Raw genomic sequence first — 15,945 nt, 5'->3', positions numbered from 1 at the left:
ATTAGTAGTTGTGTTAGGATCATCAGAATCATCCATTACATTATTACCATCTGGATCAGTACCTGTAGCGGTCGCTGTGTTGATAATAGAACCATTATCTATATCAGCCTGTGTGATGGTATATGTATAAGTAACCGTGCCTGTATTATTAGGTGCTGCTGGTGTCAATGGATTAGGCGTTACTACTAGAGCAGGAACGATAGTTCCATCAATTCCGATAGTAGCATCTGTAATAGTAGTTCCTGTAACATCTACGTTACCAGTGTTAGTTACCACAAATGTATAATCGATAGTATCTCCAGCATTAAGAACAGCATCTGCTCCTAAATTAATCACTGATGACTTTGTTAATTCAATCACTGGCTTTTGAGCTAGTGGAGTCACTGTATCATCATCTGGATTAGTATCTGCATCTGGACCATCCACATCTGCTGGATTGTCTGGATCATCAGAATCTACTGGATCTAATGTTCTAGGTGTTCCTAAAGGACCAGCCTGCGCATTTACTGTTGCACTGTTAGTTACTTCACCTGCATTAAGGTCAGTTTGAGTAACATTATGTGTTGCTGTAAAGTCAAAACTAGCACCTGGCGCTAAACCATTTGTAACTGCTGGTGTTATAGAGTCTGCATTCACATCAGTTACTACTACATTATTTAAGGTAGTTCCACCTGTGTTAGTCACCGTTATGGTATAAGTGATCACATCAGTAGTTGAATCGTAAGATCCATCTGCTGCTGGTAAATCAACTTTAGTTACCGTGAAAGCATCATTAGTAGTTAATGGAGTATCCGTAGGATCACTATCTGGAGTAGTAGGATCATCTGGATCATCAGATAACTGCGGCGTAATAGGTCCCATAGGATCATTTGCCGTTACGGTTGCTTGGTTAGTTACTTCACCTGCGTCAACATCTGCTTGAGTAAGAATATATGTAGCAGAGAAAGCCGTTGAATTAGTCTCTCCTGGTTGCAAGGTCAGTGGACCACCAGTTACAGTAACCATTGGATCATTTACGGTAACTAATGTTAAGGTCGTATTTCCTGTGTTTTCTACTGTAAAACTATAAGTAATAGTCTCTCCTGCATCAGCAAAGCCGTTACTATTGATATCGTTGAATGTATCCGCTTTCGCGAAAGCGATATCACTAACTGTAGTAAACGTAGTTACAGTAGGATCGTCATCACTATTAGGATTATCTGGATCATCAGAATCATCAGTCACACGGTTTGCATTTACATCAATACCGTCTGCTAATGCCTGGTTCTCAAATTCACCTGCATTGATATCATCTTGTGTTACTGTATAAGTAGCTGTAAAGGTTGCACTGTCAGAAGCACCACCAGCCAAGCTGATAGGTCCACCAGAAACAGTAACCTTAGGGTCTGTTACTTTAATATCATTAATAGTAACGTTACCTGTATTTGTAACCGTGAATACATAAGTAATCGTGTCACCAGCGTTTAATCCAGTAGGAGCTACATCATTATAGGTATCTACTTTAGTGATTTCTATACTACTCTGTGGAGTAATTGTGAATACCGTAGGATCTTCTGGTTGTGGTGTTCCTGGATCATCAGAATCAACCGTGATAGGCGTTCCTGGATTCAATGGATCATCAAAATTAGCAACTGCTTGGTTTTCATAAGAACCTGAATCAACCTCAGCCTGAGTCAATATGTGCGTAGCCGCTGTTGTAAAGGCTGGATCAGTCACCGCTAGATCAAAAGGCCCAGCGTTTACAAGTGTTGCATTAACATCAGTAAGCGTAATACCTGTTAAGTCAACATTTCCTGTATTTGAAACAGAGATAGTATAGTTAATTCTATCACCTGCACTAACGATTCCATTAGCATCTAAATCATCGTAGTCACCAGGTGCTGCGTTTACAATTTTCTCAACTGAGATATCTGGTTGTCTCAAGTCTGTAACGGTAGGACCATCTGGATCTCCATCATTATCAGGATCTGTAACATCAGCATCTGTAGGATCATCAGAAACATCACTTGTAGTCACTCCATTTCCAGTACCTGTTGCTGTAGCAGAATTCACTACTTGTGCAGCAGTAACGTCTGCAGCGGTAATTGCATAAGTTGCTGTGAATGAAGTCGTGTCTGTAGTTCCAGCAGGAACATTAACCGCAGTTGCTGGTGTTACGACAACACCTGGCAGTATGTCTGCAATTGTTACCGCCATATCTGATAAACCTTCATTTTGTACACTGAAAGAATATAAAATAGTATCACCTACATCAATAGTTCCATTACCGTTTGCATCTACATACTGAGATGTTTTTTGCAATGTAATTTTCTCAAATTCTCTCCAGTTTTGCTCGCCACCAACCAAGTCTGTGTCAGGGAAAGTTGCATCATCTGGACGGTCACCACCATTTGTGGCATCATTATCTGCAGTATCATTATCAAACGCATCATCAAGACCGTCATTATCAAGATCAGTAGGAGTAGTTACTACAGTGTCTGCAATCCCATCATCATCAGTATCATAAGCTTCAATATTATCACTTTCACCATCATTATCAGAATCAAGGTCCAAGTAATCTGGATTATCTGCATTATCTGTATTTACTGGCACAACTGAATCTCCTGGTCCAAATCCTAAACCGACTTGAGTCCTATCATCAGAATCATATGCATCATCAATACCATCCATATCAGCATCATTACCTGAAGGTGGACTGAAATCTCCGGTAGCCTGAGCCTCAACATTATCAACGATACCATCATCATCAGAATCGATATCTAAATGGTTAGGTCTATCATCCGTATCGCTATTTGTAATAGGTAAATTAGTTCCAGGCACACTCATACTTGTATCAGTGTCTGCAGGAGTATCTGCAATTCCATCACCAGTAGTATCTACAACAGGATCATCAGAAAGTCCATCGCCATCTGCATCAGTCATTGAACTAGGATCTCCAGCAACTGGGTAATCCACTTCACCATCATTATCTGCATCAATCCCACCTGCTTCAACGATATCAGGGATTCCATCACCATCTGCATCTAAATCTAGGTGATCAAAAATACCATCGCCATCTGTATCAGGAATTAAAATATTACCTGAGTTACAAGAAGCCCCATCATTATTTGAAGTAGCAACAGTGTTGAAAACAAATTTAAGCGAAGGCGCATTTGTTGTAAAATCAACTATTTGATAAAGTCCACCTGCATTGTTAGAGACGAAAAAGTCATCGTATCTAAATAAAAACCCTGCACCATAAGCATCAACTGGTGTATTCACTGAAACTGGAATAGTAGCAGCTGGAAGCGGTGTGGTAGTCATCGTAGGTGTCGCAAGCGAAATATCTATTTTATATAATAAATTTGCATGCACCCCATAAGCTACATCATTGAGAATTACGAAATCTCTAGGAAAGAATCTTCCAGATGTTGCATCATCATAAATAGTTGTAGTTACTCCTGTAGTAATGTTATAAGCAATAAGATCTCTAAGGTCAGATAAATAATAAATATCTCCAACAATAAACCCTGCAGCCGCATTAAAAGTAGAACCTACATTACCAATTTTATTTGTTTCTCCATTAAATGCATTAATAGTAATTACGTCTCCTCTAGTTACTGAGTCTCCAGAAGAATCTGTAGAACCGGATCCATTATTACGAACATAACCGTAGAACTGATCTTCAACTTGACTGTAAGCTAAACCATTATAAACTAAATTTTGAATAGGCCCGATAGCATCATAATTACCATTTGTTTCGTTGAGAACGAATAATTGGTTTGCAATCACTTGAAAAACACCATTTCTACATTCAGCATCTACAAATCCTTCATCTACATCTGGAATACCATCATTATCATCATCTAAATCTACTGAGTCAAGCACTCCATCACCATCAGTATCTAATGGTTCTTCATTATCTCTCCAGTTAGGTTCACCACCAACCATATCAGTATCTGGGTAACCTCTAGGAATTTCTCCACCATCAGTAGGACCGCTTACATTTACAGTTCCAGTCCCATCTGTGTCATAAGCATCATCAAGTCCATCATTATCACTATCGTTTCCAGAAGCTACTATATTAGGTACACCATCACCTGGACCATCTGTATCATAAGCTTCAATATTATCACTTTCACCATCACCGTCTGAATCTAAATCAATATAATCTGGAGTAGCGTCTGCTCCTGTAGGTGCTGAACCGTCAGTATTAACTGGTATTATATAAGTTCCAGCTCCAGGATCAGGATTCGTAGTTGAAAGCGGTCCATCATGTAATGGATCATAAGAATCATCTATTCCATCACCGTCTGAATCATTGCCAGTAGGTGGGATATAAGTAAAGGTTCCTTGAGCTTCATTGTTATCAACGATTCCGTCGTTATCTGAATCTATATCTAAGAAATTAGGTAAGTTATCAGAATCACTATTTGGATTTGGCGTTGTATCAGCTCCACCATCTGTATTGCTCTCAGTTGTGTCTGGACGACCATTGGATCCTACTCCACCATCTGCTCTACCGTCCATATCAACATCTAGTGCTTCATTTCCTGACTCTACTACATCTGTAATACCGTCGTTGTCTGAGTCTAAGTCAAGATTATTTGGGATACCATCACCATCTACGTCGATACAGGATGGATTAGGAATAAACCATACCTGGTCAAACCTTTCCGCTATTGATGAAGTCCCATTCGTATTCGTTGAATAGGATATACTTGTAAACGTACCTAAAAATTGTATCACAACTCCATCTTCGTCTCCCGCTACAGTGTTTCCCGTTACGACTAGTGTAGAGCCAGGAGTTGAAACCATATCATCATAACTATCTATAAGAATAAAAGGATCAGAAAAAGATACTGTACGAACATTTCCAGAGCCACCTAAAGATGTTAGCACCAATATAGGGTTAATAACCGGAGTACTAAAGGTTTGATTTATTATGGTAGCTTGAACTGAAGGTCTAAAACCTATACCACTAGCGCCATTAGCATCAGTAAATGTATTAAAAGTATTTCCTCCTTGAAATAATGGCATCTGTTCAGCCAATTGTCCAGGAGTAGGTGTTACAGTTACTGTCGTTGTAACAATTGTTCCATTAACGTTTAGTTCACCATTTATTGTATCTGTATAAGGTCCAGCTGTTCCTAAATAGTCTTCAATTATGTATTGATTAGGTGCGCAAGCTGAAAGATCTAATTCCTCTGTATCTAAAATACCATCATTATCGTTATCTACATCTAAACTGTCAGGGATCCCATCATTATCATAGTCTTGAATAGACCTGAAATCGACATCTGGTGTATCCAGATCTGTTTCATTAGTATCACTTGCCCCATTATCTTGATCATCATTAACATCGTAATTCATGTTATCCTGATCAAATCCATCATCAAGACCATCACCATCAGTATCTGAACCTACAAAAAATCCAACGCCTGATTCTACCGTGTCAGTAAGACCATCACCGTCAGAATCAGTATCAAGGTAATCAGGTATGGTGTCATTACCAGTTACAAGAGTACCATCTGTATTTACTGGAGTAATAGGAGTACTTCCCGTGAAGTCTGCATCATATTGATTATCAATTCCATCATTATCATCATCTGCTCCAAGTGGTGCTTGATAACCTGCTGTAGTTTGTGCCTCTACATTGTCAGGAATTCCATCATCATCTGCATCGATATCAAGGAAGTCTGGACCGCCGTTTCCATCTGTATTAGGAATAGGGTTTGTTAGATTTCCAGATTCTGGTGCGTCTTCAACAGCATCTGGCAATCCGTTATTTCCTTGAGGACCATCAACCATACCATCACCGTCAGTATCAAGTGCTGCATTACCAGATTCTACTACATCAAGAATACCATCGTTATCACTATCAAGATCAAAACGGTTAGGAATACCATCACCATCAAAATCACATGCAGTAACTGTTACTCTATTGTCATCAATTATTATCTCACCATTTGCATCACTATCACCATAAACATATAGTCTAATAGAATACGTTGAATTAGGATCTAATGAAAATGGAGTCGTAAGAGGTTGCGTGTTCATTACTGCTAGTCTAATCCCGAAATTAGGGTTTGCAACTATCGTAGTATTTGGATCTGTTTCATCACCATATTCTCTTTCAGAAACTACAACAATTCCTGGTGTCGCAAAATTGTCTGCAGAAATCATCATTGTGTAGTTGAAATTTCCAGCAATTGCAGTTGTATTATCAGACTGTCTCCAATGAGAATATCCAAAAGAGTTTAAAGTAGTCACATCTGTAAATGCACCTGTTGTAAAGTCCCATTGTGCATAATCGCCATCAGTCATTGCACCTGCCAGAGTTGTTTGATCTGCACCGTTTAATTGTGCCGCAGTACTTAAACCGTAGGCAGAAGCTGCTATTGCTGAAACACCAGGTCCAAAAGATTGACCATCGTTTGAAAGAATATAGAATCCATCTGCTCCATCTGGGTTAGCCTCAGTTAATTGTGTTGCGCTTGCAGAGTTATTATGGCTGTAATTACCAATTAATCCAGGCAACGTATTACCACCAGAACATTCATCTGCATCTGGAATACCATCATTATCATTATCAAGGTCTGCATTATCTGGAACTCCGTCCATGTCTGTGTCCTGAATTTCTCTAAAATCAACCTCAGGAGTTCCAGGCACATCATCATTATTAGTACTTGCTGCCCCTGCCTCTTGATCATCATTTACGTCAAATGAGGTATTGTTTTGATCAAAAGCATCATCCAGTCCATCACCGTCAGCATCAGTTCCTGAAAAACCACCTACTCCAGATTCTTGAGTATCAGAAAGTCCATCGCCATCAGAGTCAGTATCGAGATAATCAGGAATCGTATCGCTACCATTAGCGAAAGCGCCATCTGTATTAATAGGATTTAATCCATTAGGATATAAAATAACAACACCATTTGAGTTTACATCTGCAGATGTTAAGACACCATTATTAAGAGGAGCTATATAACCAGCTGTTGATTGAGCCTCCACATTATCAGGAATCCCATCATCATCAGCATCAATGTCATAAGGATTTGGATTATCATCAGGATTAGAATCAGAATTTAATGCATTTGCTGCAATCCCGTTACCATCAACGCCTCCATCTTCAGAAGAATCAGGAATTCCATTAGGTCCTACCGTATCATCATTACGACCATTTCCATCTGAATCTAAAGCTGCATTACCATTCTCAACGATATCGAAGATCCCGTCATTATCACTATCTAAGTCAAATTGGTTAGGCACGCCATCACCATCAAAGTCACAACCAGTAAATGTAGCTACACTTATGTCATCAATATATAAATCGTTACCAAATCCTCCTGGTGAATTATTAACCAATCGAAACACCAAATCGGTTTCTTGAGCAGTAAATGTAATAGTCGTTTGTACCCAGCCATCGACTAATGCTATATTTCCTGTACTCTTACTTTCATATTGAACACCTGCAGTGTTCTCTATGATAAATGTTACATTCACTGGAATAGGTGCAGCGCTATTACGTCCATCTCTGGCCCAACCAGTGAATTCATATCTGTCGCCTATTGTTAAGCCCGTGAGTGTTCTTTGATAAAAAGTTCCAGGATCAAAACTTGCGTTTACTAACAAAACCTTTCCACCAGTGTCTCCAGAAGTGTGATCTGGATCTACGTTATTCCACCAACCGCCATCTCTAGTAGTTTGTAAGTTTTGGGGATCTATTATTGCATACTCGGTATCTTGAATCTGGGTAGTTGGCCCAGCACTACCAGTACCATCTTCATAAGTATAAGCTCCAATTCCTGTAGTAGGTACAAATGTACTAGATGATCTAGCGCCTACTCCAAATGTCTCTCTGAATAAGAAATTATTTGTAGATGCATCTTGACAATACATATTCTCTTCAACATCAGTAATTCCGTCGTTATCATCATCTTCATCAACGCTGTCTGGAATACCATCCATATCAAAATCCTTAGTAGCATCTCTAAAGTCCACTTCTGGAGTCAAAGAATTTTGAAGGTTTGGTAATGTCGAAGCTCCTGTATCTAAATCATCATTTGAGTCAAATGCTACATTATTATCATCATAAGCATCTAATAAACCATCACCATCTATGTCTGTATTAGTTGCAGCTGATGCATATCCGGCTTCAATACCATCATTTGCACCTTCATTATCTGAGTTCAAATCTAAATAGTCTGGTGTAAAGTCGCTGTCAGAATCTAATGGAGTTAAACCATCATCACCAGCACCTTCATAAACATCTAGTAATCCATCCATATCTGAGTCACCTCCAGCAGGAGCTATATATCCAGCAGGATCAGTAACTTGTGCTTCAACATTATCAGGAATACCATCATTATCTGAATCGATATCTGTCTCATCAGTAAAGCCATCGCCATCTGAATCAATACCATCAGTAACCACGTAATCATAATCATTACCACCTGTTGCAAAGCGAGATACAGAACAAACGTTGAAATCAATTGACAAAAAATTGTTATTACCAGTCATCGTCGTATTAGTAGCAGATGCTGTAAAATTGAATTCTGATGTGCGGAAATAAGCTGCATATACAGCGATATCATTTCTTAAATCAACTCCAGGATACGTAATTTCAGGGCCTTTAAATTCAACTCCAGCCACTGTAGTGTTAATATCTAATTGAGTTGCTTCATCAACTACATAAATCCCAGGATTTGAGAGTATTATAGTCTCATTTGCATTTACTCCATCAATATCATTGAATGTGGCAGAGAATCGTGATACTGGATATACCGTTTGAGTACCTTGATACACAAGTTCCACTTTAAATTGAACGATTCCAGTTTCACCAGCTGGAACATCGTAACGAGGTTGCCAGTAAGAAGCATCACCACCTGCAGCTGGCGCATCGTTATCTATTTGAAAAGTTGCCTCAGAAACATTTGCAGTAGCAGAGACAATTGTAACACGAGCGTCAAGAATTGTTCCCGCGATGTTTACTACTTCTTCAAAAGTAAATACATCATTTTCTAAACCACCTGCTGCATCTGTTGTTTTAGAAACTCGAGTTGCATCAAAATTAGGTGTCGGGAAAATACATGTTGCAGGATTTGCAGGATCAAAAGCTAATGATTCTACGATATCTAAAATACCATCATTATCATCATCAATATCATTTAAGTCAGAAATTCCATCACCATCAAAATCTGGGGAAGATCTGTAATCAACGTCAAGGGCATTTCCATCAGCCTCCGTATAATCTGTAGCTGGGTTTGAAACATTACCTTGAGGTAATGTGTAAATCAATGTGTCGTTTGCAGGATCATCAGCTGCATCATCAAGTCCATTGCCATTTGTATCTAAACCTGAAAGTGTAACTCCAGACTCTTCACTATCTGGAATGTTGTCATTATCAGAATCTGTATCTAAATAGTCAGGCGTTCCATCACCATCTGTATCTTCTACATTTGAAGCTGAAAATGGTGTAAATCCAACAGGATAAGGTAATCCCGGGAACGGATCTCCTATTTGCTGCACATTTGATGTGTCTGGCGCTGTCCATCCAGCAGTTGTTTGTGCCTCTACATTATCAGGAATCCCATCATTATCAACATCTAAATCTAGACTATTGATAATTCCATCAAGATCATCATCACATTCTGGGAACAGTGCGAAATTAACTGCGTTACCGAATGAAGTATTATTAGTTGTATAAAACTCAATACCGGTCGATGGTCCATCAGAGAACCAAATCATTTGCTGAGTTCCATCAGTAAGAGTTTCATCTATTACCTCACAGAAATAATTATTTACTATATTATTGAAAGCGTAACCAGATTCAACTGTTGAAGTTGCTACATAAGTTGCACCACCTAGGTCAATGAAACCATCACGATCTCCATTATCAGTAAGTGCAGATCCATGACCTGGTCTTGCATAAACTGGTAATGTTCCTGTAAATTCAAAACGAGTAGGGAAACCTGTCGAAACTCTCCAACCTGTATTTCCACCAGCTTCAACTGTATTACCATTAACTACAGTTACTATAATTGAACCTGTAGGTAAACCAAATTTTGAACTCACATCTGCAGTTGCGTTCACTGAATTTGTCGTAGAAGTTCCAGAAACACCAAGATCAGCAGGTGTAATAAAAATATAATTTGATCTCACTGGTGGATTACATTCTGCGCCATCTAAAATTCCATCATTGTCATCATCCACATCTACTGAATCAGGAATTCCATCATTATCATTATCTGGTAATGATCTGTAATCTACGTCACCGCTATTTCCATCTGCATTTCTAAAATCTGTCGATGGGTCTGTGATGTTACCTTGTGGCTTTGTATACGGTGCCATAAGTGTATTATCTGAGCTATCATCAACATCATCAAGTCCATTATTGTTTGCGTCAATACCTGAAAGATCGATTCCACTCTCAACGCTATCAGGCATTCCATCGTTGTCAGAATCTAAATCTAAATAATCTGGTGTTGTGTCTGTATCTGTGTTTTCTGGAGTGATTGCATTTGTAGGGTAACCAGTTCCAGTGGTATATGCTGTGTCTAATCCAGGGAAATTAGGATCTGAAGCTGGAAGAACTGTTCCAGAAGGCATGATCCAACCAGCAGTTGTTTGTGCTTCTACATTATCTGGGATACCATCGCCGTCACTGTCAAGATCAAAGCTATTTATTATTCCATCATTATCTGTATCTGTACCACAAGAGGCAAGTCCAACTGAATATCCATCGGCACCAGTAGTTCCAGTTCCAGTAGCAACTAGATTTGATACTGGATTTAAAAATTCTATCGTTCCATTACCATCTTCACCACCTGCCAATGAACTTCTAAGCACATTTCCTGGATCCTGAAACAACGCACTACCAATAGGTCCTGTACTTACAATTCTAAAAGGCTCTGAAAATGTCAATGGCCCAGCAAGCTGGTTGATGTGCAATCTTAAATTTGTAACAGGTGTTGAAAGATTGATTGTAAAATCTGCTCCTGCATCTAAATTTACTATTTGAGCACTTGTACCTGGATTAGGTTCTTGTGCTAAACCAGATGCATCTGTAGTAGTTATACTAATAGGAGTTCCACCAAAGGACTGCCCGTTAAGGACAAAAGAATTACCATCCTGAGTTCCTTCAATTTGATTATCTCCAGTTGTGGAATCAGTTAAAATTGCCTGAGAACAAACTTCATCTACATCCAAGACACCATCATTATCGTCATCTACATCTACTGTGTCTGGCACTCCATCACCATCATTATCTGGTTGATTATCTGTAGCATCTCGATAATCTACATCTCCTGTTGTGGCGTCAGCATTGGTCAAACCTAAATCTCCATCTAAATCTGGAAGAGTTTGTGGGTTATCTAATGTACCATTAGGATCTGTATAAGTTTCTGCATAAGGACCAGAAACCTCAGCACTATCTAGTAAGGAATCACCATCACTATCTGTATCTAAATAATCTGGTGTAGTGTCAGCATTCGCGAAAGCGCTATCTGTATTCACCGGCGTTACTGGACTACCGTTTGTATCATAAGCGTCATTTACACCATTTCCATCAGTATCTGCCTCATTAATAGTAGTTGTTGCTGGGTCATCCTCTACAGGTAATACATAACCAATCGTGGTCTGTGCTTCTACGTTATCTGGAATCGTATCATCGTCACTGTCTAGGTCTAGATAATCTGGTAGGTTATCTCCAGCAGTATTGAAAGAGTCCACTGGATTTGTATAAGCCACTGTACTGACTAAACCAGTAGGTGTTTGAGCACCATCTGCTCGACCATCTTGGTCAGCGTCAACTGCATTTGTTCCAGACTCTATAACGTCATAAATACCGTCGTTATCACTATCAAGATCATCTACATCTTTAATTCCGTCGCCATCAGTATCAGGATCTGGTACGTTTGTACCACCGTCAGTAGTATCTACTAGATTACTAAAACCGTCACCATCAGTATCTGTAATTGCTCCACTTCCTATAATACCGTCATTATCTGCATCTACCCCACCAGCTTCAATGACATCATAAATACCGTCATTATCACTGTCTAAGTCTTGACTATCTAATAAGCCATCACCGTCTGCATCTGTATTAGAGAAAGCTGTTCCTCCATTATCTGAATCTGTGATATCACTCCATCCATCTTGATCAGTATCAATTACAACTCCTGTTCCAATAACACCATCACCATCTGGATCAGTTCCTCCAGATTCTACAACATCTGATATTCCATCATTATCGCTATCTCTATCTAAGTAATCTGGATTACCATTTGAGTCTGAATTAGGAACCGGCAACTGACTTGCTGTATTCAAGGCCGTATCTGTTGTTCCGTCTCTATCGTCATAAGGATCTATGGCGTCTATAAGACCATCTGCATCACTATCATTTGATGAACCAGGACCGAAACGACCATCATTATCTGCGTCAGTACCACCAGCTTCTATGGTGTCTGGAATACCGTCGTTATCTGAATCTAAATCTAAGAAATCATCTAATCCATCACCATCAAAATCTCCTGGGATTAACACGATAGATGCACCACTTATTAATGGACTACCTAAAGCATCAACTTCGGCAGCGTCTGCTAGTACTCCAGTGCCTGGCTGACCATTTCCATCAGGATCATTAGTTCCACCAGCTTCTGCATAATCAGTAATCCCATCATTATCACTGTCTAAATCAAAAATATCTAGAATACCATCTCCATCGCTATCAATAGCTTCACAACTAAATCCACCTATAAAAAAGCCGTCTCCACTATTACCATTTCCTGTAATAGTTAAACTTGAAATAGGTTGTAAAAACTCAATAGTTCCACTCTCATCATTACCACCACCTAAAGCTGGTGTAGCAACACTATTAGATGTAGGAGAAGTGAAGTTAGGCTCACTAATAATAATATTTAAATCTCTTGCAACACCACCTTCAGTAAAGGTTAAAGTCGTATTATTAATCCCTCTAATGTTTAATCTTAAGTTTTCTACTGGACCATTAGGAAAATTTAATGTTGCTGTTAAAGCACCATCTAGGACTGCTGATGTTAATGCGGTACCTGCAGGATCAAATGCCGTAGTATTTGTAAAATCTACATTTGTAAATAATTCACTTCTTGTATCTACAACAAGTGTAAAAGGCTCTCCATTAAAACTACCTGAGAAAGTTCCACCTGGGTTTGAAGTAACCGAATTAAATGTAAATTCATAACAACCTTCTCTACCATCAGTAATTCCATCATTATCATCATCAATATCTACATTATCTGGAATTCCATCACCATCATTATCTGGCAATAACAATTCTCTCCAGTCTCTTTCGGCCGTTGCAGCTAGTTGTGTATTAGGTTGCGATTGTGGGTTTTGCCCGCCGTTTGTAACATTTGCAAGTGTTCCATTACCGTTAGACAAATCAAAAACATCTGAGATCCCATCACCGTCAGCATCACTAAATGCCGATGCATCTAGAACTCCATCGTTATTTGCATCTACTTCAGATCCAGCAAGAGTTCCTGAAGGACCGAAGAAGTTTTCACTTAAATCATTAGGGTCTCCACCAGCACCATCTTGATCGTCTGCGTTTGTATCTGCATAATCTGGTGCACTACCACCATCTGTATTTGCATAACCGTTTGCAATTCCTCCCGTAGTTACATCATAACTATCATCAATTCCATCACCATCACTATCATTATTTGCAGGTGCAACGTAAGATGTAGTAGGTAATCCTTCTATATTATCTATGATACCGTCATTATCAGTATCAAGGTCTAAGTAATTTTTAACTCCATCACCATCACGGTCTTGATTGAAACCAAAACCACTGATCACATTTCCAGCAGCGTCAGGATCATTAGAATCTGCAAGTCCATCGCCATCACTATCAACTGGAGTACCAGTTCCTACTATACCATCATTATCACCATCTGCCACTTGAAAGTTTCCTTCAAACGTATCTGGCAATCCATCACCATCACTATCTAGATCACAGTGATTAGGAACACCATCATAATCTGTGCTTGCTACCGATGAAACTCCTGCCCATACTGTTGTTGCTGAGTTATCCCATCCATCATTATCTGGATCTGAAATTGTTCCATTTACTGTTCCTGTATTCCCAGCGTCTCCTATAGATGCGTTATTAGCCCATGCTTCTTCAGCATCAGTAATACCATCGTTATCTGAATCTACATCTTTGTAATCTAATAATTTTCTAAAGCCAAATTCATCTCCATCCTTGTTAGGCGGGAAATAATTTGCTGCACCAGTTGTCGTGTCATTTGTTTCCACTAGCGAGTAAAAACCATTTGTTCCTAAAGAACCTGGATCACTATCATCTAGCCTACCATCATTATTAGTATCTAACGCACCATTACCAGCTTCAAATACATCAGGCAAACCGTCATTATCTGAATCTAGATCTAAGTGATCAGGAACACCATCATTATCAAAATCCAACCCATCAACAATTACTAAATCTGGATCTGTATATTCAGATGCTGTACATTCATCTATATTTAATGAGAACTGTCTTGTGGTCCCATAACTTCTATTTCCTCTTTTATATTGGAGTCTAAACACGAACTCAGTTACGCCTTGATAGTGAAAGAATGCTCTAATACGAGGATTTGTATCAATAGATGGACCTTGAATTGAACCAGCTGTAAAATCAAAACCATCACCATAAGTAGGATCTTGAACTTGACTCGTACTCAAACCAGTATCGCTTTCTAAAATAAATGCCCCAAGACCATAATAGACCTGAGACTCTTTTTCATTTGTACCATCAATATCATAAGCTGATCCACCAAAACTTGTTAATGCAGTAGCTGGAGTATTAGTGCCTGCGTTTACAAAATCCATTTTAAAGGTGATTCCAGGAGTACCACTAGCTGTAAATCTAATCTCGGGATTAAAGGCTTCTCTCAAACCAGTCGTTTGTCTATCAATCGTATTAAGAGTTGCACCAGTTCTTTCTAAAATAGTAACTCTGGCATCTACTCCTGAAGCTGCATTTGAATAAAGGTAAGTTGCCCCTACCTGACCGTCTGCCCCTGCAATTAAGGTAGGATTATTACTAAAATCAAATGGTGGAAGATCACATAAACCGGCATCTGGACCTTGTGCTGGGAACCCAAAATATTCTATATCATCTGGGATACCATCGTTATCATCATCAAGATCACTAACATTAGGTACACCATCATTATCATCATCAAAATCAAAAACATTTGCAAACGATAAATTTGCTATCCCTATACGTTGTGTAGAATTTCTTGTAGCATCTATATTATTATAAATAAACTCAATACGTTCCACCTCCTCAGGAAAAGTTAAGTCAAGAATTCCACCAGTATCTCCACTAGGCGCATTTCCATTTATTCCTAAGAATCTATTATTACCTGTATAAGCTACGTGAAAACCTAGTGTTCCACCATAATTTGACGCGGTTATAGGAATAATAGTACCATTAGGTCTATAAGCATTTACAAAAACCTCATCTTCAAACGCTCCAGATATCTCATCTATATCTTGCATAGAGAACGTAAGGTTTCTTACTGGGTTAGAGAAAGCAAATGTGGTTGTAGAACCGCCTGCACTTCCAAACGCATTCTCAATCTCTAAAATATTACCAAAACCAAAACCGTTAACTACAGATATCTCATTTATAGAATTATTGAGATTATCATTTGAAACGGTGACGGTAGTTCCATCTTTAGAGGCAGAGGTTACTGGAAAATCGTTTTGCCAGTTTGCTCGAGTTCCCGTGAAACCAAAATCTTCTTCCCAAACAATAACTCCAGAGCCTGCAAAAAAGTCTTCATAAGCTGCCTTCATTTTATTAGAAACATCATCTAGGCCTATAAAAGCGGTAAGAGAGAAGATGGATATAAATACAACTGCCACAAATGCAAATAGCTTTGTGAACGACACATTGGTTGATTTATTAGTCAT

General features: G+C 39.0%; 1 protein-coding gene (cut by a window edge). It reads right to left on the bottom strand.

Annotated features, from left to right (window positions below; genetic code table 11):
• Positions 1-15,945, bottom strand: the 5' portion of a protein-coding gene (locus ACSHWW_RS13580; protein ID WP_435683010.1) for a DUF7507 domain-containing protein. Its footprint begins 11,334 nt before the window's first position; only the first 15,945 of its 27,279 coding nucleotides appear in the window; the start codon lies at positions 15,943-15,945; its stop codon lies off the left edge, out of view.

This window comes from Nonlabens sp. (assembly GCF_051251825.1).
In the GTDB taxonomy this organism is placed as follows: Bacteria; Bacteroidota; Bacteroidia; order Flavobacteriales; family Flavobacteriaceae; genus Nonlabens.
Note: the sequence above shows the minus strand (reverse complement) of the source record. Positions and strands in the feature narration are given on the sequence as shown.